At 70.2% G+C, this 19,847-nt stretch carries 17 protein-coding genes and 5 tRNA genes; 10 read left to right on the top strand and 12 right to left on the bottom strand.

Annotated features, from left to right (window positions below; all coding sequences use genetic code 11):
• Positions 1-798, top strand: a 798-nt coding sequence (locus tag IE096_RS26345; protein WP_189455808.1) for an elongation factor Tu, incomplete at its 5' end; no start/stop codon positions are given.
• A 271-nt stretch (positions 799-1,069) separates the two neighbouring features.
• On the opposite strand, the gene IE096_RS26340 is transcribed toward IE096_RS26345, so the two are convergent.
• The 3 genes from IE096_RS26340 to IE096_RS26330 all read right to left on the bottom strand — a co-directional run bounded on the left by IE096_RS26340 (position 1,070) and on the right by IE096_RS26330 (position 2,350).
• A complete protein-coding gene (locus IE096_RS26340) occupies positions 1,070-1,318 on the bottom strand; it encodes a hypothetical protein (RefSeq protein WP_189455807.1) in 249 nt (82 codons plus the stop codon).
• A gap of 98 nt (positions 1,319-1,416) precedes the next feature.
• Positions 1,417-1,701 (bottom strand): hypothetical protein, encoded by a 285-nt coding sequence (locus IE096_RS26335; protein WP_189455805.1) that lies wholly within the window; start codon positions 1,699-1,701, stop codon positions 1,417-1,419.
• 88 nt (positions 1,702-1,789) lie between these two features.
• Complete coding sequence (locus IE096_RS26330; RefSeq protein WP_126914871.1) at positions 1,790-2,350, bottom strand: DUF5994 family protein; 561 nt, start codon at positions 2,348-2,350, stop codon at positions 1,790-1,792.
• A gap of 310 nt (positions 2,351-2,660) precedes the next feature.
• Here IE096_RS26330 and IE096_RS26325 point away from each other — a divergent pair, with 310 nt between their 5' ends.
• The gene (locus IE096_RS26325; RefSeq protein ID WP_189455802.1) at positions 2,661-3,134 is read left to right on the top strand and encodes a DUF5994 family protein; all 474 of its coding nucleotides are present in this window, start codon (positions 2,661-2,663) and stop codon (positions 3,132-3,134) included.
• A 21-nt stretch (positions 3,135-3,155) separates the two neighbouring features.
• Here IE096_RS26325 and IE096_RS26320 read toward each other — a convergent pair whose 3' ends face one another.
• The 5 genes from IE096_RS26320 to IE096_RS26300 all read right to left on the bottom strand — a co-directional run bounded on the left by IE096_RS26320 (position 3,156) and on the right by IE096_RS26300 (position 7,623).
• Complete coding sequence (locus IE096_RS26320) at positions 3,156-3,578, bottom strand: YjbQ family protein (protein WP_189455800.1); 423 nt, start codon at positions 3,576-3,578, stop codon at positions 3,156-3,158.
• Between the two features lie 396 nt (positions 3,579-3,974).
• Positions 3,975-4,047: transfer RNA gene (locus IE096_RS26315), tRNA-Lys, on the bottom strand.
• A gap of 168 nt (positions 4,048-4,215) precedes the next feature.
• Complete coding sequence (locus tag IE096_RS26310) at positions 4,216-6,429, bottom strand: DEAD/DEAH box helicase (protein WP_189455798.1); 2,214 nt, start codon at positions 6,427-6,429, stop codon at positions 4,216-4,218.
• 232 nt (positions 6,430-6,661) lie between these two features.
• Positions 6,662-7,165, bottom strand: a complete 504-nt coding sequence (locus IE096_RS26305; protein WP_189455797.1) for a hypothetical protein — start codon at positions 7,163-7,165, stop codon at positions 6,662-6,664.
• Positions 7,166-7,272: 107 nt separating this feature from the next.
• On the bottom strand, positions 7,273-7,623 hold the full coding sequence (locus tag IE096_RS26300; RefSeq protein WP_189455858.1) for a metallopeptidase family protein: 351 nt from the start codon (positions 7,621-7,623) through the stop codon (positions 7,273-7,275).
• A 138-nt stretch (positions 7,624-7,761) separates the two neighbouring features.
• On the opposite strand from IE096_RS26300, the gene IE096_RS26295 reads away from it, so the two are divergent.
• The 6 genes from IE096_RS26295 (at position 7,762) to IE096_RS26270 (ending at position 12,815) form a co-directional block, all read left to right on the top strand.
• A tRNA-Glu gene (locus IE096_RS26295) sits at positions 7,762-7,834 on the top strand.
• Between the two features lie 39 nt (positions 7,835-7,873).
• A tRNA-Asp gene (locus tag IE096_RS26290) sits at positions 7,874-7,948 on the top strand.
• A gap of 25 nt (positions 7,949-7,973) precedes the next feature.
• Positions 7,974-8,047, top strand: a tRNA-Phe gene (locus IE096_RS26285).
• 240 nt (positions 8,048-8,287) lie between these two features.
• On the top strand, positions 8,288-12,247 hold the full coding sequence (hrpA, locus tag IE096_RS26280; protein ID WP_189455796.1) for an ATP-dependent RNA helicase HrpA: 3,960 nt from the start codon (positions 8,288-8,290) through the stop codon (positions 12,245-12,247).
• 122 nt (positions 12,248-12,369) lie between these two features.
• Positions 12,370-12,444: transfer RNA gene (locus IE096_RS26275), tRNA-Asp, on the top strand.
• Positions 12,445-12,632: 188 nt separating this feature from the next.
• Complete coding sequence (locus tag IE096_RS26270) at positions 12,633-12,815, top strand: DUF6274 family protein (RefSeq protein WP_126914877.1); 183 nt, start codon at positions 12,633-12,635, stop codon at positions 12,813-12,815.
• Between the two features lie 503 nt (positions 12,816-13,318).
• Here IE096_RS26270 and bldC read toward each other — a convergent pair.
• Both bldC and IE096_RS26260 read right to left on the bottom strand, forming a co-directional pair.
• On the bottom strand, positions 13,319-13,525 hold the full coding sequence (bldC, locus tag IE096_RS26265; RefSeq protein ID WP_003949541.1) for a developmental transcriptional regulator BldC: 207 nt from the start codon (positions 13,523-13,525) through the stop codon (positions 13,319-13,321).
• Between the two features lie 491 nt (positions 13,526-14,016).
• Complete coding sequence (locus IE096_RS26260; RefSeq protein WP_189455795.1) at positions 14,017-14,883, bottom strand: DUF8083 family protein; 867 nt, start codon at positions 14,881-14,883, stop codon at positions 14,017-14,019.
• A 193-nt stretch (positions 14,884-15,076) separates the two neighbouring features.
• Here IE096_RS26260 and IE096_RS26255 point away from each other — a divergent pair, with 193 nt between their 5' ends.
• Together IE096_RS26255 and IE096_RS26250 are read left to right on the top strand one after the other, a co-directional pair.
• Complete coding sequence (locus tag IE096_RS26255; RefSeq protein ID WP_189455794.1) at positions 15,077-16,231, top strand: Leu/Phe/Val dehydrogenase; 1,155 nt, start codon at positions 15,077-15,079, stop codon at positions 16,229-16,231.
• Positions 16,232-16,661: 430 nt separating this feature from the next.
• Positions 16,662-16,925, top strand: a complete 264-nt coding sequence (locus tag IE096_RS26250; RefSeq protein ID WP_189455793.1) for a DUF3073 domain-containing protein — start codon at positions 16,662-16,664, stop codon at positions 16,923-16,925.
• Positions 16,926-17,114: 189 nt separating this feature from the next.
• Here the strand turns inward: IE096_RS26250 and purM are convergent, their stop codons facing one another.
• Positions 17,115-18,182: a phosphoribosylformylglycinamidine cyclo-ligase gene (gene purM, locus IE096_RS26245; RefSeq protein WP_189455792.1), complete on the bottom strand. Its 1,068-nt coding sequence runs from the start codon at positions 18,180-18,182 to the stop codon at positions 17,115-17,117.
• A 39-nt stretch (positions 18,183-18,221) separates the two neighbouring features.
• On the bottom strand, positions 18,222-19,739 hold the full coding sequence (gene purF / locus IE096_RS26240; RefSeq protein ID WP_189455791.1) for an amidophosphoribosyltransferase: 1,518 nt from the start codon (positions 19,737-19,739) through the stop codon (positions 18,222-18,224).
• Between the last annotated feature and the right edge of the window lie 108 nt (positions 19,740-19,847).

Genomic DNA, 19,847 nt, shown 5'->3' with positions numbered 1-19,847 from the left:
ATCGTCGTCGCCCTGAACAAGGCCGACATGGTGGACGACGAGGAGATCCTGGAGCTCGTCGAACTGGAGGTCCGCGAGCTCCTCAACGAGTACGAGTTCCCGGGCGACGACGCCCCGGTCGTCAAGCTCTCCGCGCTGAAGGCCCTCGAAGGCGACCCCACCTGGGTCAAGACCGTCGAGGACCTGATGGACGCCGTCGACGAGAACATCCCGCAGCCCGAGCGTGACGTCGACAAGCCGTTCCTGATGCCGATCGAGGACGTCTTCACGATCACCGGTCGCGGCACCGTCGTCACCGGCCGCATCGAGCGCGGCATCCTCAAGGTCAACGAGACCGTCGACATCATCGGCATCCACCCGGAGAAGACGACCACGACGGTCACGGGCATCGAGATGTTCCGCAAGCTGCTCGACGAGGGCCAGGCGGGCGAGAACGTCGGTCTGCTGCTCCGCGGCATCAAGCGCGAGGACGTCGAGCGCGGCCAGTGCATCATCAAGCCGGGTTCGGTCACCCCGCACACCGACTTCGAGGCCACGGCCTACATCCTGTCGAAGGACGAGGGCGGCCGTCACACGCCCTTCTTCAACAACTACCGTCCGCAGTTCTACTTCCGCACGACCGACGTGACCGGTGTCGTGAGCCTCAAGGAGGGCACGGAAATGGTCATGCCCGGCGACAACGCCGAGATGTCCGTCAAACTGATCCAGCCCATCGCCATGGAGGAGGGCCTGCGCTTCACCATCCGCGAGGGCGGCCGCACCGTCGGCGCCGGCCAGGTCACCAAGATCACGGCCTAGGGGGCGACGGGGAGAAAAGGGCGGGAACGGGACATCGCCAAGGGCTGGCCAGAGGACCCTGGAGCCGGACCGGCGGCCCCGTTCCCGATCGACACGCTAGCGCCCGCCCCACGGCCCCGTCCGCAACCCCGACGGTGTGGCGGCGGGAAACCACCCGAGGAAAAGCCTTGAGGCCCAGGTCAGAACAGTCCGGCCTGGGCCTCCGCGGTAGGCCGTGTGGGACTCGAACCCACAACCAATGGATTGAAAGTCCCGAGGGCCCGAGGGGCCGCTATTCCGTAGTGCCGCGGCAGAGGCCCTCGACGCGGAACCACAGGCCCGGGGCGTAGACCGCGTGGATGACGGCTTCCTCTCCTCTTGTGACCCGCAGGATTCTCAGGATGCCGCCGGGAAGTACGTCGTATTGGTAACTGATCTCGGTGTTGCCCTCGACGGTGTCGTCGTAGGAGATGTCCGCCGTACGATCGTTCGCGTATTCCTTCGGTGGGCGATTTTCCACCAGTTTGATGAAGACGCTCATGGGCCAACGGTACGGTCCTTTCGCGAGCTTCGCCCTCCGGGATGAGAAGGTCGCGGCACCCACCGTCCGGGGGCATGTGCAGGGGCATGCGCCAACTGTCAGGCTTCGTCGTCCTGCGGGTGGTCGGCCGCCACGCTCCGGCTGGTCGCCAGCCAGGATCGCGCGGGCTCGGCGGGACGCGTGGTGTCGACAGTGAGGTGGAGCCGGGTACCGCCTTCGCGGCCGGCCGGATAACTGCGTTGCTCGGTGGAATCGAAGCAGCGACGGAGGACTTCCGCGACGCGACGGGCGGTCTCGGGGGAGGCGGCGGTGATGCGGATGTCGGCGCGCCCTGCCGGCGGCCCCGGTTCCGCTGGTACGGGGGTGGTGTGTGCGGACGTCATGGTCACTTCCTCGCCGGAGAAGAGGCGGAGTCGCCCGCGGTCCCCGTGCGGTTGCTCGTGGCGGCTGTGACAGCGGTCTCCACGGCCCTCATGTCCCTTGGGCGGAGCGCGGAGGCCCGGTCGGGTTCCCGGCCGGTGGCGGCGCGGTCCCACCCTCTGTCTCCCACTCCTCTTCGCGGTCCCGTGACTGCGTCGCGTCCTCGGCCTCTCGTTCGTCCTCCATCAGCCGGCTCGCGGTGAGGAGGCTTCCGGGGGTGGTCGCGGCGGACATCAGCCGGGCGGCCGCGGCCGGCTCGGTCTCCGGCGGGATGATCAGCAGGTCCAGGCGGTCCGCGGAGTAGGAGAACAGCAGGAGCTTGTGCGGGTCCTGCTCATTGGTGAACCACCCCACGTGCACGGTGTGTCCGCCGACGGGAACCTTGCGCGGGATCACGGGCCAGAAGGCCGGATTCACCGTGACGCGGGTGACCCGCCCCCAGGAGTGGTCCAGCCTCTCCGCCAGTGCGGGGAGCTCGCGGGAGAGGTCGCGAGAGCGGGGCCACCAGGCACCGTCCAGCAGGCCCGGCGCCGTCCCTGGCGTCAGGGACAGGCGGGCGGGCGGCGAAGGGGCGTGCCCGTCGGTGGGCCTACGGTCGGTGGTGACAGCCATGATGCGAACCTGCCCCCGGGCCCGTCGTCGACTGCCCGGCGTTGTGACTCACCGGGAACGACACCCGCATGGAGGCCGGTGTACGAAGTTTTCCCGGTTTCTCCACCCTACTCCGGCAGGCGGTTCGGAGACCATGCGCGACCGGGCGATTCCCGGGAGCACGGGTGTGCGCGGTCGAGTGGGCGAGCCCACCACGGGCCTGCGGAGTACGGTGGGATTGCGGCGGGTGGCTCGCCCGGTGAGTGCGACGCACGACGCACCCCGGACGACGAACGGACACGCCGATTCCTCGGAGACAGGCGAGCAGGCCATGGCCGATTCCGACACCCCACGCCTCCCCGGACTTCTGCCGGACGCGATCCACCACGCCGTGAAACCCGGGACGGCCCTCCTGCGGCTGGAGACGACACGGGAGCGCGGGGGAATCCTGGACGGCGCGTGGTGGCCACGCTCCCGCCACATCGGTGCCGAGCTTCCCGGCCTGATCACCGCCCTGACCGAGCACCTCGGCCCCATCACACGCGTCGGCCTGGACGCGAGCGCCTGGGAAGAGCTCCCGACCCGGCTGATCATCGAGGACCGGGTCGTACGCATCGATTCCTTCCCGGTCGGTGACGACACGGTCCTCATCACCCGGGGCGAGAACGATCACTTCGCCCTGCTGGTGGTCCCGCCCGATGCCACGCCCGACGCGGCACGTGCCGCGATGGCCAGGGCCGTACGGGCCGACAACATCACCCGGGCCGAACAGATCCTCATCGACACCGGCACCCCGCAGGCCTGAACGTCGGGGCGACGGCTCGGGTCAGCCGAGGAAGGACAGCCGGACCTGGCGGTCGGGGCCGCCCCGGTCGGTGGTCACCAGAACGACGGACTGCGAGGTCCCCAACTCCAGCTCACCACCCATCACGGGCAGCGTGGCGTGCGGCGGCACCAGAGCCGGGAGCATGTGATCACGGCCGGGGCCCGCACCGCCGTGACGGTCCCGCCAACGGTCGTCTGCGGGAAGAACCTCACGGAGGGCCGCCAGCAGGTCGTTGTCGCTACCCGCGCCGGTCTCGATGACCGCCAGGCCGGACGTCGCGTGCGGGGTGAAGACGTTCAGCAGCCCATCTCGCCCGTGAGCGACCTCCCGGAGGAACGCGGTGCACGCATTCGTCAGGTCGTGCATGGTCTCGGCGGAGCCGGTTGTCACGTCGACAGTGCGGGTGGTGAAGGTGCCGGTCATGGTTCACCAGTACCCGCTGTTCGGGAGCAGCGTTGACGGCTGGACGGGTTGTTCCGCGGGGATTCCGGTCGGCCCATCCCCCACAGGCACACCGCGCCGCCGGCTGACGGCTCGTAGCTCCCCCACGCGGCCGGCGTCGGTGCCGGTCCGACGGTGGCCAAGGAGCTCGTACAGGACGGCTGGACGCCCTACGAGTCCGATCAGGAGTCAGACGGCGGCGCGACCACGATCGCTCGGCCGGACTGCCCCACGATCAACCTGCGTGACCCACGTCACGCGGCTGCTGCTTTGATCCATGGCGTCGGCGGGGACCTCCCCGCCTCCGCCCCGGCTGGAGAAACCCAGCCGGGGCGAGAAGATGCAGGTCACAAACGGTGCGGTGACCTCATCGGGCGGTAGGCCGTGTGGGACTCGAACCCACAACCAATGGATTAAAAGTCCACTGCTCTGCCAATTGAGCTAACGGCCCGCACACCGCAGCATAGCCCGGCCGACCGTGGATGCCCGAGTCGTTATGGCCCCGAACGTCGCGCGGATGTCCGGAAGCCGCCCCCAACGGCCGAGGGCCCGCACGGCGTGGATGCCGTACGGGCCCTCAGATCAGCTGCGGATACCAGCCGTTGCAACAGCCGTTGGATCAGCCGTTGCGCTTCCAGCGCGGCTTGTCGGCGCGGCGGTCGAAGGAGCTGCCGCCACGGTGGTCGTCACGACGGCCGTAGGGGCGGTCGCCGCCGCCGGAGCGGAAACCACCGGAGGGGCGGTCGTCACGACGGTCGCGGTTGAACGGACGGTCGCCGCCGGCGGAACGGTAGCCACCGGAGGGGCGGTCGTCACGGCGGAAGCCACCGGACGGGCGGTCGTCGCGGCGGAAGCCGCCACGGTCGCCGCCGCGCTCGCCGTCACGGCGGTCGTCGCGGCGGAAGCCACCGTCACGGTCCTCGCGGCGGAAGCCACCGGACGGGCGGTCGTCGCGGCGGAAGCCACCGCGCTCGCCGTCACGACGGTCGTCACGACGGAACGACGGACGCTCCTCGCGGCGGAAGCCACCACGGTCGCCGTCACGGCGGTCGTCGCGGCGGAAGCCGCCCTCACGGTCCTCGCGGCGGAAGCCACCCGACGGGCGGTCGTCACGGCGGAAGCCGCCACGGTCGCCGTCACGACGGTCGTCACGACGGAACGACGGACGCTCCTCACGACGGTCGTCGCGGCGGAAGCCACCGCGGTCACCGCCGCGGTCGCCACCGCGCTCGTCACGGTCGTCGCGGCGGAAGTTGCCGCCACGGCGCTCGAAGTTGCCCCGCTCGTCGCGGCGCTCGGGGGCCTGCGCCGGGATGGCGGCGGCCTCCTCGGCCTTGGCGGCGGCCTCGGCCTCGGCCTTGAGCTCCTCGGCGGCGGCCGCGACGGCCGCCTCCGGGTCCTCGCCGCGCTCACGGGCGGCGCGGGCCACCAGGCGGTCGGCCTCCTCGCGGAGCTCCGTCGCACGGCGCTGGGCGCGCTCGAGCTGGCGGTTGAGGTCGCGGAGCTCGCGCTCGGCCTGCTTGGCGGCGTTGGCGGCCGAGTCGGCCTGGACCTCGGTCAGCGAACGGGCGCCGGTGATCTTGGCGACGTCCTCGTCGAAGGCGCCGGCACCGCCGACGATGTGGCGCGAGGCGTCGACGCCCGCGTCCTCCATCAGGCGGAAGATCTGCTTGCGCTGGTGCGGCAGGGCCAGGGAGACGACCGTGCCGGACTGGCCGGCGCGGGCCGTACGGCCGGAACGGTGGAGGTAGTCCTTGTGGTCACCGGCCGGGTCGACGTTGAGGACCAGGTCGATGCCGTCGACGTGGATGCCTCGGGCGGCCACGTCGGTGGCGACCAGGACGTGCACGCGGCCGGCCTTGAAGTCCTCCAGGACGCGGGTACGGGCGCCCTGGGTCATGCCGCCGTGCAGCGCGTCCGCGCGGACACCGGCGTCGAGCAGCTGCTCGGCGACGCGGTCGGCGCCCATCTGGGTGCGGACGAAGATGATCGTGCGGCCCTTGCGGGCGGCGATGGCGGCCGTGACCGGCGCCTTGTCCTTCGGCTTCACGACGAGGACGTGGTGGGTCATGGTCGTGACGGCACCGGCGGAGGGGTCGACCTCGTGGGTGATCGGGTCGACCAGGTAGCGCTTGACCAGCGTGTCGATCTCGTTCTCGAGCGTCGCGGAGAACAGCAGACGCTGGCCGCCGGTCGGCACCTGGTCGAGGATCTCGGTGACCTCGGGCAGGAAGCCCATGTCGGCCATCTGGTCGGCCTCGTCGAGGACGGCGACCTGGACCTTGTCGAGCGAGGCGGCGCCGCGGTCGATGATGTCGCGCAGGCGGCCCGGGGTGGCGACGAGGATGTCGACGCCGCGCTCCAGGGCGTAGATCTGGTTGCCCATGGACGTACCGCCGCAGACGACCTTCATCTTCAGGCCGAGGACGTCGCCGTAGGGCTGGAGGGCGTCGGCGACCTGCATCGCCAGCTCACGGGTCGGGGTGAGGATCAGACCGCGCGGGCGCTTCTTCTCGGTGTGGCCGCCCGCCAGGATCGAGAGCAGGGGCAGACCGAAGGAGAGGGTCTTGCCGGAGCCGGTGCGGCCACGGCCGAGGATGTCCTTGCCGGCCAGGGCGTCCGGGATGGTCGCGGCCTGGATCGGGAAGGGCGTGGTGACGCCGTTCTGGGCGAGCTTGCGGACGATCGCGTCGTCCAGGCCCAGGTCACCGAAGGTGATCTGCGGCTCGGCCGGCTCGGCGGGGGCCTCGGTCGTCTCGACGGCGGCCGGGGCGGCCTCGACGATCATCTCGTCGGCCTCGGGCATGGTGGTGGTGTCAGTGGAAATGGACATGCGAAATGCGAAACCTTCCGGAGTTTCGGCACGCGCCCAAGCTCCGTGTCGGCTTCACAAATGACCGCCTCGATGCGGTCAGCCACGGCAAGGTAAGGAACGCGCCACACGGCGCGCTTCTGCGAGGCGCCGGGCAAATGGGATCAAACGATCTACCACCATACGCACCCACCGCAGGGCAGCGCAAGCCGCGGTCGCATGGCCTGCGCCACAGTACCCGAGCCGGGCGCGCTCAGGAAGGCCCCGGCTGGGGCGAGGCCGGGGTCGGCGGTGTGGTGGGGGCCGGCTGCGTGGGCGGGGCCTGGGTGGGCGGCGCCGCCGTGGGGGGCTGGGTGGGCGCGGGGGGCTTCCCCTGCGCCGGGGAGCTGCCCTGGGTGGGCCCGCTCGGCGGCTTGGGCCGGTCCCCCGGCTTGCCCGGCTGCCGGGACGCCGACGGGGAGGCCTCCGGGGCGGCCGAGGCCGAAGCGGAGGGACGCGCCTCCTTGGCCGACGGGCTGCCGCTCGCCCCGCCCTTCACCGACTTGCCGTCCGCGTGGCCGGCGCGGCCCGCCGGGGGCCGCAGCCCGCCGTCCGGCTGGGCCCCGGTCTCGCGCTGCCGGCCCGTCCCCGCCGGCGCCGGGCGGCCCGGGTCGCTCACGCTCATGCACCCGCTCACGCACCCGCCCAGGGTCAGGGCCAGGGCAGCCGCGGCCGCGAAACGGGTGAACGCTGCCGCGTGCGCTGACGTTGCGCGCATGAATGGGACCGCCTTCGGGTACAGGGGACGAGCGCCCTGCCCAACTGGCCCCGCCCCGCCCAGGACACGCGCGGCGCCCGGCGATCAGCCCTCGATCATCCGTAGCCTCATCCGTAGCCCAGCGCGTGGAGGCGCTCGTCGTCGATCCCGAAGTGGTGTGCCACTTCGTGAACGACCGTCACCTCGACCTCGGCCACGACCTCGTCCCGCGTGGCGCACATCCGCAGCGTCGGCCCCCGGTAGACCGTGATCCGGTCCGGCAGCACCCCCGCGTACCACTCGCCGCGCTCGGTGAGCGGCGTGCCCTCGTAGAGCCCCAGCAGGTCCGGGGCCTCGGCCGGGGGCTCGTCCTCGACGAACACGGCGACGTTGTCCATCAGCCGCGTCAGCTCCGGCGGGATCCGGTCCAGGCCCTCGGCGACCAGTTCCTCGAACTCCTCGCGCGTCATCTCCAGCACGCCGCCATTGTCCGCCACGGGGGCCTCCGGAGGAGGGTCCCGGAACGCCTCCGGCAAACCGTTTTGGCGATCGGTCCCTGCATCCCATATGCTTCTCACGTCCCCGAGGCGCCGACAAAGCGCCCAGGTGGGCCATCAGCCCTCATCGTCTAGTGGCCCAGGACGCCGCCCTTTCAAGGCGGTAGCACGGGTTCGAATCCCGTTGGGGGCACGCATGACTGTGTGCGAGACTTGTCTCGCACATAAGCTTGGTCCTGTGGAGCAGTTTGGAGTGCTCGCCACCCTGTCAAGGTGGAGGCCGCGGGTTCAAATCCCGTCAGGACCGCTTGCGATCATCTCGATGATCGCATGGCTGGGTAGCTCAGTTGGTACGAGCGTCCGCCTGAAAAGCGGAAGGTCGCCGGTTCGACCCCGGCCCCAGCCACAGTGAGGCCCCCATCGCGAGATGGGGGCCTCGGTGTTTTCCGGGTGCGCCCGATTCGGCACCGCCGGGCCGGTACATCGTGGCCACTCGCCGTCGCGGCGGGGGAAGCGCCCCGGTCCCGCCCTTTCACCGTTTCCCGGGGGCGGAGCCCCCAGCCCCCCGGGGTCCGGAGGCCAGGGGCGCCGCGGCCCCTAAATGCGTTCGCCGCTTCGTGGCGCGTGGTGCGATCCTGGACTCCGTATGTCTACGCAGCCTGCCGCCCCCGCCGCATTCGCCGACCTCGCCGCCCGCCTCCCCGAGCTGACGCTGCGCGACGCGCAGCGCCTGGGGCGGCGGCTCGACGGGGCCCGCCGCGTCCGCAAGCCCGAGGCCCGCGCGGCCGTCCTGGCCGAGATCACGGCGGAGGTCGAGGCGGCCGAGCTGCGCGTCGCGAACCGCCGGGCCGCCGTGCCGGCCGTCGACTATCCGGAGCAGCTGCCCGTCAGCCAGAAGAAGGACACGATCCTGGAGGCGATACGCGACCACCAGGTCGTGATCGTCGCGGGTGAGACGGGCTCCGGCAAGACCACCCAGATCCCCAAGATCTGCCTGGAGCTCGGCCGTGGCGTCAAAGGCCTGATCGGGCACACCCAGCCCCGCCGGCTCGCCGCCCGTACGGTCGCCGAGCGCGTCGCCGAGGAGCTGCGGACGCCGCTGGGCGAGGCCGTCGGCTGGAAGGTCCGCTTCACCGACCAGGTGGGCGACACCACCATGGTCAAGCTGATGACCGACGGCATCCTGCTCGCCGAGATCCAGACGGACCGCGAGCTGCGCCAGTACGACACGATCATCATCGACGAGGCGCACGAGCGCAGCCTCAACATCGACTTCCTGCTCGGCTACCTCGCCCAGCTGCTCCCCCGGCGCCCCGACCTCAAGGTCGTGATCACCTCCGCCACCATCGACCCCGAGCGCTTCTCCCGCCATTTCGGCGACGCGCCGATCGTCGAGGTCTCGGGCCGGACGTATCCGGTGGAGGTCCGCTACCGGCCGCTGCTGGAGGAGGAGTCCTCCGACGCCGACCGTGACCAGATCACCGCGATCTGTGACGCCGTCGACGAGCTCCAGCGGGAGGGCGAGGGCGACATCCTCGTCTTCCTCTCCGGCGAGCGGGAGATCCGCGACACGGCGGACGCCCTGGAGAAGCGCAAGTACAAGTTCACCGAGGTGCTGCCGCTCTACGCGCGGCTCTCCCACGCCGAGCAGCACCGGGTCTTCCAGCGGCACACCGGCCGCCGGATCGTCCTCGCCACGAACGTCGCCGAGACGTCCCTGACCGTCCCGGGCATCAAGTACGTCATCGACCCGGGCTTCGCCCGGATCTCCCGCTACAGCCACCGCACCAAGGTCCAGCGGCTGCCGATCGAGCCGGTGTCGCAGGCCAGCGCCAATCAGCGCAAGGGCCGCTGCGGCCGTACGAGCGACGGCATCTGCATCCGGCTGTACTCCGAGGACGACTTCCTCGCGCGGCCGGAGTTCACGGACGCGGAGATCCTGCGGACGAACCTGGCGTCGGTCATCCTCCAGATGACGGCGGCGGGGCTCGGCGACATCGAGAAGTTTCCTTTCATCGACGCGCCGGACCGCCGGAACATCAAGGACGGCGTCGATCTGCTCCACGAGCTCGGGGCGATCGACCCCAAGCAGAAGGAGCCGAAGAAGCGGCTCACGCCGCTGGGCCGGAAGCTCTCCCAGCTGCCCGTGGACCCCCGGCTGGCCCGGATGGTGCTGGAGGCCGACCGCAACGGCTGTGCCCGCGAGGTGATGGTGATCGCGGCCGCGCTGTCGATCCAGGACCCGCGCGAGCGGCCGTCGGAGAAGCAGGCGCAGGCCGATCAGCAGCACGCCCGGTTCAAGGACGAGACCAGCGACTTCCTCGCCTTCCTGAACCTGTGGCGGTACGTCCGCGAGCAGCAGAGCACGCTGTCGTCCTCGGCCTTCCGGCGGATGTGCAAGTCGGAGTACCTGAACTATCTGCGCATACGTGAGTGGCAGGACATCTACTACCAGCTGCGCACGGTCGCGAAGACGATGGGCATCCACCTCGCCGAGGAGGACGCGCCGGCGGAGCGGGTGCACCAGTCGCTGCTGTCCGGGCTGCTGTCGCACATCGGTCTCAAGGACACCGAGAAGAACAATGAATTCGTCGGGGCCCGGAATGCCAAATTCGCGGTGTTCCCGGGTTCGGCGCTCTTCAAGAAGCCGCCGCGCTGGGTGATGTCGGCGGAGCTGGTGGAGACCTCCCGGCTGTGGGCGCGCGTCAACGCGCGCATCGAGCCGGAATGGATCGAGCCGCTCGCCGAGCACCTGGTGAAGCGGACGTACAGCGAGCCGCACTGGGAGCAGAAGCAGGCGGCGGTGATGGCGTACGAGCGGGTGACGCTCTACGGCGTGCCGATCGTGGCGCAGCGGAAGGTCAATTACGGGCGGATCGACCCGGAGACCAGCCGTGAGCTGTTCATTCGCAACGCGCTCGTCGAGGGCGACTGGCGGACGCACCATCAGTTCTTCCACGACAACCGCAAACTGCTGGGCGAGGTCGAGGAGCTGGAGCACCGCGCCCGGCGTCGTGACATTCTCGTGGACGACGAGACGCTGTTCGACTTCTACGACCAGCGGCTGCCGGAACACGTGGTCTCCGGGGCGCATTTCGATTCCTGGTGGAAGCACAAGCGGCGTGAAGAGCCGGAGTTGCTCAATTTCGAGCACTCCATGCTCATCAACGAGAACGCGGAGGCCGTCACCAAGGACGACTATCCGGATTCCTGGCGGCAGGGCCGGCTGAAGTTCAGGGTGACGTACCAGTTCGAGCCGGGTGCGGACGCGGACGGTGTGACCGTCCACATTCCGCTGCAGGTGCTCAACCAGGTCTCCGCCGAGGGCTTCGACTGGCAGATCCCGGGGCTGCGGGAGGACCTGGTCACGGAGCTGATCCGGTCGCTGCCCAAGCCGATCCGGCGGAACTGCGTGCCCGCGCCGAACTTCGCGCAGCGGTTCCTCGACAGTGCCGTGCCCCTCCAGGAGCCCCTGACGACGGCGCTGGCGCACGGTCTCCACCGCATGACGGCGGTGCGGATGGAGGCGGAGGACTTCGACCTCACCAAGGTCCCCGACCATCTGAAGATCACTTTCCGGGTGGTCGACGAGCGCAAGCGCAAGATCGCCGAGGACAAGGACCTGGAGGCCCTGCGGCTGCGGCTCAAGCCGAAGACGCAGGCCGCGATCACCAAGGCCTTTGAGCAGGCGGCGGAGAAGGCCGACGGCGCCTCCGGTGGCGCGGCCCGTCCCGAGCAGCGCTCGGGGCTGACGTCGTGGACGGTCGGGACGCTGCCGCGCACCTTCGAGACGCGTCGCGCGGGTCAGCCGGTGAAGGCGTTCCCGGCGCTGGTGGACGAGGGGTCCTCGGTGGCGGTGCGGCTCTTCGACACCGAGCCCGAGCAGCGCGAGGCGATGTGGGCCGGTGTCCGCCGGCTGATCCTGCTGAACCTGCCGTCGAACCCGGCGAAGTTCGCCCAGGACAAGCTCGGCAATCAGCAGAAGCTCGCCCTGTCGCGGAATCCCCACGGCTCGATCCAGGCGCTCTTCGAGGACTGCGTCGCGGGCGCCGCGGACAAGCTGATCGCGGCCCACGGCGGGCCCGTGTGGGACGAGGAGTCCTTCCGCAAGCTCTTCGACGCCGTGCGGGCCGACATCGTGGACGCGACGCTGGACACGATCCGCCGGACGCAGGAGGTGCTGGCCGCCTGGCAGGCGTGCGAGCGCCGGCTGAAGGCGACGTCGAGCCCGGCGCTGCTGACGTCCCTGGCGGACGTCAAGCAGCAGCTGGCGGAGCTGATCAAGCCCGGCTTCGTCACGGCCCACGGCGTCCGCCGCCTGCAGGACCTGCTGCGTTATCTGGTGGCCGTCGACCGCCGGCTGACCCAGCTGCCCACCAACGCCGAGCGGGACCGGGCCCGGCTGGCGAAGATCCAGGAGATGCGCGACGAGTACGCGTGGCTGCTGGAGCAGTTCCCCAAGGGCCGTCCCGTGCCCCAGGAGGCCCGGGAGATCCGCTGGATGATCGAGGAGCTCCGGGTGAGCTACTTCGCCCACGCGCTGGGCACGGCCTACCCGGTCTCGGACAAGCGGATCGTGAAGACGATCGACAAGCTGGCCCCGTAGCGGGACACCGCAGGACGGCGCCCGCGACTGTGGGCGCCGTCACGGGGCCGCTGGTTCGACCGCACCCCCTGACCTGCTGTAGAGTCTGTCTCGCAAGAACGCGAGAGCGGGAAAGCAAGCAAGGTCCTGTGGAGCAGTTTGGAGTGCTCGCCACCCTGTCAAGGTGGAGGCCGCGGGTTCAAATCCCGTCAGGACCGCAGTAGAGTCGGAGCCCGTATCCCCCAGGGATACGGGCTCCGCCGTTTTCTGCGGCCGGTGCCAAGTGCCCCGGGAGCCCGTCGACTTGAAGGCCCGGATCCGCGTCCCCGGATCCGGGCCTCGGTGTTTTCGACCTTGACTGCGACACGTGCCAGGGGTACCCCAGTCAGTGGAGGTGCCCCGCCCTATGACGACGACCGAGCGCAGCCGGCACGAGACCCGGGCGTTGCTGCGCGCCCACCTCTCCGCCGCGGCCGGCTATCGCCACCTGACGAGACACTGCCCGGTCTGCCACCGGCTCCTGAGGCTCGCCCAGGAGGCCGGGAGCGACCAGGAGGCGCCACGGGAGGAGATCCCCCTCCCCCGGTGACGTACGGCGGCCCAGGCGCGGTGGCTCGGGTGGCGGCGACGGGGGCCGCTCCGGAGAGTGACCGCGGGCGCAAGTCCTTTACCCCAGCGGGGCGATGGGGGACAAGCATGCCGCGATGTGACGGGAGTCACTGAAAGTATTTCCGTGGTAGGGGAACTTACCCCCTCCCTACGCCGGGTCAATTTAATATGTGCAATTGCACCGACCTTCCGGTCTTCCGCAGATGGCGACGACGGACCGGGGTCCGGGCGCGCGGGAGGCGTCCGTGCGGGGATACCGGCGGGGATACGGCGGCGATACCGGCGCATAAAAAGATCGCGCTGGACCCGGCGGAGTCCAGCGCGATCGACGGCCGGCCCAAGTCGGTGGGCGGGACGCCTGTTGGGGCAGGCATCCGCTGTTTACCGTCTGTGGAGCTTCAGCTGGGTGAGAGCCGGGTTGGGGGCCCCGGAAATCACCCCGTCATTCAGTTGTTCAGCCTCTGCTTGTTCAGCCCTGCTTGTTCAGGCCTCGCTGCGCTGCTGCGGAATGCCCGCCAGCAGGGCACGGACCTCCGCTTCGCGGTAACGGCGGTGCCCTCCGAGCGTGCGGATGGACGTGAGCTTGCCAGCCTTGGCCCAGCGGGTGACCGTCTTCGGGTCCACGCGGAACATCGTGGCAACCTCAGCCGGGGTCAGCAGCGGCTCGGCATCAGGGGTGCGAGCGGTCATGAGCGGCCTCCTCGGGAGAACCGAACCATCACGTCGGTTCTTTCCTCTAAATTCTGCACCTTGACCCGCGTTGCCCGAAATGGCGGACGCGGGCCGAGTCGGTTATAGGACGAACGGCTTGTCCTCGGCACTACAACTACACCATCTGTCCAGCCACGTCGGCCAAACCGATGGAATTGCCCTCTCAGGTGTTCAACCTCGACGGAACCCGATGGACCATGCCATAGCGGACAGTCACCCCGCCGTGACGATCAGTCACAGCGGGATCAAACAGATCAGGGGTCACCAGATCCACCAAGGAGTGCAATACCGAACTATCCGCCCTTACTTGGGCGGAAGGAACCCTTCCCAGACTCCTTGTCCTATTTTGCCATGGGGATGGGCGATGGGCGCAAGACCTAACGTAAGTGCGTTAGGTCACGGTTGCCGCAATGGCCCGGATCGGGACCTAGGTCCTGATCGCGGTACCGCCGGCCGCCGGTGCCGGAGGGTCAGTTGGCGAACTGCCGGTCACGGACCGTCCTCCAACGCTCCGTCAGCCGCTCGTACGCCGCACCGGCCCGCGCTCCGTCACCCGCCCGCAGCGCCGCCAGCCCGTCCGCCGTGTCGGCGGCGGAGTGGTCCTCGGCCAGCTGTGCCTCGGGAACCATATGCACAAGTCCGCCGTAGTCCAGCTCCACCAGGGACCGCGGATGGAACTCTTCCAGCCACCGCCCGACCTCCACCAAGCCGTCGATCAGCGGCCCCTCCTCCATCGCGTCCCGGAGCGTACGCAATCCGCGGGCCACCCGGCGACGCGCCTGGACCATCGGCGTCCGGTAGCGCAGCAGCAGCCCCCCGCCGCCCTCCGCGCCCCGCGGCCCCTCCGGTACGGATTTGCCGTATTCGCGCTCCTCGTCCGAGAAGAGCACGAACCAGCGCAGCGGCACCTGCCAGGTGGCCGTCCTGATCCACGGCCGGGCGTCCGGGTTGCGGGCCGCCCAGCGCTCGTGGTCCGCGACGGCCTGGCGCCGCACCACGGGCGGCAGCACCGCGTCCAGCACGGGCGGGGGAAACCGCTCCGTCAGCTCCCGCAGCGCCAGCCAGCCCCGCAGCCGGGTGCGCCAGGGGCAGACGCACACCACGCCGTCCACGACCGCCACGAAGGCGTCACCGCTCTCGTGCACCGGGACGGGGACCGGCGGAGTGGGCAGCAGATCCGCCAGCGACCGGCGCAGTTCGTCCTGGGCCCCGGGGAGGCTCTCCCGGCGGGCGTACCGCAGCCAGTGGGACCGCTCCGGTTCCGGGAACGCGGCCAGCGGCTCGTAGACCCGCAGATAGGCCGCGTACGGCACGGTCACCGACGACGCCACGCCCACGCTCGCTCCCTCAAGCCGTAGGTCACTTCAGGGGAGTTGCGGGGTGCCTCTCCCCATACCGTCCAAATCGTCCCATGGCACCGGAGCCCGGGAGAGTGATCCTCGGCACGAGCCCGGCCGGCCGGGCCACGAGGCCCTACCCTCGTGCCAACCGGCCCTCCACCACCCCCAGCGAGGGCGACCTCCGCGGCATATGGGAGTCACCACCGTGACCGACGTACGTCCCACCAGCGGCGCCGACGACGGCGTACTGCGCACCCTTTTCCGTTCCGACCAGGGCGGCCATGAGCAGGTCGTGCTCTGCCAGGACGCCGAGAGCGGCCTCAAGGCCGTGATCGCCCTGCATTCCACGGCCCTGGGCCCCGCCCTGGGCGGCACCCGATTCCACCCGTACGAGTCCGACGAGGACGCGGTGCGGGACGCGCTGAACCTCTCGCGCGGCATGTCGTACAAGAACGCCCTGGCGGGGCTCGACCACGGCGGCGGAAAGGCTGTGATCATCGGCGATCCCGATCTGATCAAGTCCGAGCAGCTGCTGCTTGCGTACGGTCGCTTCGTGGCCTCCTTGGGTGGCCGTTATGTCACCGCGTGCGACGTCGGCACGTATGTACAGGACATGGACGTCGTCGCCCGGACGAACCGCTGGACCACGGGCCGCTCGCCCGAGCAGGGCGGCGCCGGCGATTCCTCCGTGCTCACCGCCTTCGGCGTCTTCCAGGGCATGCGGGCCGCCGCGAGGACCCAGTGGGGCGAGCCGACGCTGCGCGGGCGCCGCGTGGGCGTCGCCGGCGTCGGCAAGGTCGGCCACCACCTGGTGGAGCACCTGGTCCAGGACGGCGCGGAGGTCGTGATCACGGATGTCCGGGCCGCCGCGGTCGAGCGGATCCTGGCCCGTCATCCGCAGGTCACGGCCGTGGCCGACGCCGCGGTGCTGGTCCGGACGCCGCTCGACGTCTACGCCCCCTGCGCCCTCGGCGGCGCGCTGGACGACGAGACCGTCGCCGCCCTCACCGCCTCCGTGGTCTGCGGCGCGGCCAACAACCAGCTCGCCCACCCGGGGGTCGAGAAGGACCTCGCCGACCGGGGCGTGCTCTACGCGCCGGACTACGTGGTGAACGCCGGCGGAGTGATCCAGGTCGCCGATGAACTGCTCGGCTTTGATTTCGACCGGGCGAAGGCCAAGGCGACCAAGATCTACGACACCACTTTGGCCATATTCGATCGCGCGCGAACGGACGGCATTCCGCCGGCCGTCGCGGCGGACCGGCTCGCCGAGCAGCGCATGGCGGAGGCCAGGGACAGGGCGGCACGGGAGGCGGTGAGCACCGTCCCGGCCCCCACCCGGTGACGCCTCGTGTCCTCGTTGACCCGCCCGGGTGATCTTCCCGCCCGGGCGGGCCGCCGGTCCGCGGACGGCGATCCGGAGCGATCCCGACACGGATCCCGACACGGATCCCGACACGGATCCACACGGATCCCACAGCGATCCCCACAGAAGAGTGACCGGAAGGCGGCGGAACGAGAGATCTCTCACCACCCCTCGGCGGGTCGGCGCTCGGGACACGTTAAAATCGTGGCTGACCAGCGAGTACTGGACCCTCTCCGGGTCCGCCTCCGTGGCACGTCATGCGGGCGACGTACCGTATGACGGCGGAAGCAGGTACCGTTGAAGCTCTACAGGCCGGACACCCTTCCACAGGGGTCCGCTCTGACTCATGAACGTGAACGCGTGTCAAGACTCTGGGGCCGTCGAGCCCCGTCAATGAGGGGGTCGAGCCATGGGGCGCGGCCGGGCCAAGGCCAAGCAGACAAAGGTCGCCCGCCAGCTGAAGTACAACAGCGGCGGGACCGACCTCTCACGTCTGGCCAATGAGCTGGGCGCAACGCAGCCGTCGATCAAGCAGCCGCCGGAGAGCGAGCCGCTTGAGGACGAGCTGGAGGACGACCCGTACGCTCAGTACGCGGCGCGTTACAACGACGACGTGGAGGACGAGGACGAGCAGTCCTCCTCCGACCAGTCGGCGTACCGCCGTCGCGCTTGACGCGGCAGTCATAGCTTTCAGTGACCCGGTCCGGGGCCTTTGGCGCCGGACCGGGTTCTGTGCGTGCCCGCTGCGCGGTGGCCAAGGCCGTCCGCCGGGTGCGGGCCCGCGTGTGCCCACCCGTGCCTCCCCCAGCTACCGCTGGGAGGTGCCCCCAGGCGGCACGACTGCCCACACGCGGGCTTGGTTTCAGTTCGCGTAGTCGCCCGTCAGGGCCACGGCCTCCGTGTGGTCGCCGCGGGCCGTGATCTCGCCTGCGACCCAGGCGTCCACGTCGCGGTCGGCGAAGGTCGCCAGGGCGACGTCCACGGACTCCTGCGGGACGACCGCGATCATGCCGACGCCCATGTTGAGCGTCTTCTCCAGCTCGGGGCGCGCCACCCCGCCCAGCTCGCCGACCAGGCCGAAGATCGGGTCCGGCGTCCAGGTGGAGCGGTCGACGGTCGCGTGGAGGTGGTCCGGGATCACCCGGGCCAGGTTGTTGGCGAGGCCGCCGCCGGTGATGTGCGAGAAGGCGTGGACTTCCGCCGTACGGGTGAGGGCGAGACAGTCCAGCGAGTAGATCTTCGTGGGCTCCAGGAGCTCCTCGCCGAGCGTCCGGCCGAGCTCCGGCACCTCCCGGTCCAGCTCCCAGCCGGCCCGGTCGAAGAGCACATGGCGGACGAGTGAGTACCCGTTCGAGTGAAGTCCCGACGAGGCCATCGCGATGACGGCGTCACCCTTACGGATACGATCCGCGCCCAGCAGCCGGTCGGCCTCCACGACGCCCGTACCGGCGCCGGCCACGTCGAACTCGTCCGCGCCCAGCAGCCCGGGGTGCTCGGCGGTCTCGCCGCCCACCAGGGCGCAGCCCGCGAGGACACAGCCCTCGGCGATGCCCTTGACGATGGCGGCGACGCGGTCGGGGTGGACCTTGCCGACGCAGATGTAGTCGGTCATGAACAGCGGCTCGGCGCCGCAGACGACCAGGTCGTCCACGACCATGCCGACGACGTCGTGGCCGATGGTGTCGTAGACGCCCATCCGGCGGGCGATGTCGACCTTGGTGCCGACGCCGTCGGTGGCCGAGGCCAGCAGGGGGCGCTCGTAGCGCTTGAGGGCGCTGGCGTCGAAGAGGCCGGCGAAGCCGCCGAGGCCGCCGACGACCTCGGGGCGGGTGGCCTTGCGCACCCATTCCTTCATGAGCTCGACGGCGAGGTCGCCCGCTTCGATGTCGACGCCCGCAGCGGCGTAGCTGGCACCGGTGGTCTGAGACATTGCTTCAGAACTTTCGTGTCGTTTTCGTACTACGGAGCGTTACGGGCGACGGAGCGCGTCGGCGGCGTCCGCGCCACCGGCCAGCTCGGTCTCCAGCAGCTGCTTGCCCAGCAGCTCGGGGTCGGGGAGCGCCATCGGGTACTCGCCGTCGAAGCAGGCCCGGCAGAGGTTGGGCTTGGCGATGGTGGTCGCCTCGACCATCGCGTCGAGGGAGATGTAGGCGAGGGAGTCCGCGCCCAGCGACTTGCCGATCTCGTCGACGGTCATCCCGTTGGCGATCAGCTCGGCGCGGGTGGCGAAGTCGATGCCGAAGAAGCACGGCCACTTCACCGGCGGGGACGAGATCCGTACGTGGACCTCGGCGGCACCGGCCTCGCGGAGCATCCGCACCAGGGCCCGCTGGGTGTTGCCGCGGACGATCGAGTCGTCGACGACCACCAGGCGCTTGCCCTTGATGACTTCCTTGAGCGGATTGAGCTTGAGCCGGATGCCGAGCTGGCGGATGGTCTGGCTCGGCTGGATGAAGGTCCGGCCGACGTAGGCGTTCTTGACCAGGCCCGTGCCGTACGGGATCCCGCTGGCCTCGGCGTAGCCGACGGCGGCGGGCGTGCCCGACTCCGGGGTCGCTATCACCAGGTCGGCGTCGACGGGAGCCTCGGCGGCGAGGCGGCGGCCCATCTCCACGCGGGAGAGGTAGACGTTGCGGCCGGCGATCTCGGTGTCCGGGCGGGCCAGGTACACGTACTCGAAGACGCAGCCGCGCGGCTTGGCCTCGGCGAAGCGGGAGGTCCGCACGCCGTTCTCGTCGATGGCGATCATCTCGCCGGGCTCGACCTCGCGGATGAAGGTCGCGCCGCAGATGTCGAGGGCGGCCGTCTCCGAGGCGACCACCCAGCCGCGCTCCAGCCGGCCGAGGACCAGCGGGCGGATGCCCTGCGGGTCACGGGCGGCGTAGAGCGTGTGCTCGTCCATGAAGACGAGGCAGAAGGCGCCCTTGACCATGGGGAGGACCTTGGCGGCCGCTTCCTCCACGGTCAGCGGCTTGCCGTCGTCGTCGGTCTGCCCGGCGAGCAGGGCCGTGACCAGGTCGGTGTCATTGGTCGCCGCCACCTGGGTGGCCCGGCCGTTGTCGCGCGGGAGCGCGGCGACCATCTCGGCCAGCTCGGCGGTGTTGACCAGGTTCCCGTTGTGGCCCAGGGCGATGGAGCCGTTGGCGGTCGCCCGGAAGGTCGGCTGCGCGTTCTCCCACACCGAGGCTCCGGTGGTGGAGTAGCGGGCGTGACCGACCGCGATATGGCCCTGGAGGGAGCCGAGGGAGGTTTCGTCGAAGACCTGGGAGACCAGTCCCATGTCCTTGAAAACGAGGATCTGGGAGCCGTTGCTCACCGCGATGCCCGCGGACTCCTGTCCACGGTGCTGCAGCGCATACAGCCCGAAATAGGTGAGTTTTGCGACCTCTTCCCCCGGAGCCCAGACACCGAAGACGCCGCAAGCGTCCTGGGGGCCCTTTTCGCCGGGGAGCAGGTCGTGGTTGAGTCGTCCGTCACCACGAGGCACACCTTGAGTCTATGGCAGGGACGAGGTTCATCCGAACCGGGGACGGCCGGGAAATCTCACACCACGCACAGCCACTCGGCGGGCACAGCGCATCACCCTTTCGTGGCT

Source organism: Streptomyces abikoensis (assembly GCF_014648775.1).
In the GTDB taxonomy this organism is placed as follows: Bacteria; Actinomycetota; Actinomycetes; order Streptomycetales; family Streptomycetaceae; genus Streptomyces; species Streptomyces abikoensis.
Note: the sequence above shows the minus strand (reverse complement) of the source record. Positions and strands in the feature narration are given on the sequence as shown.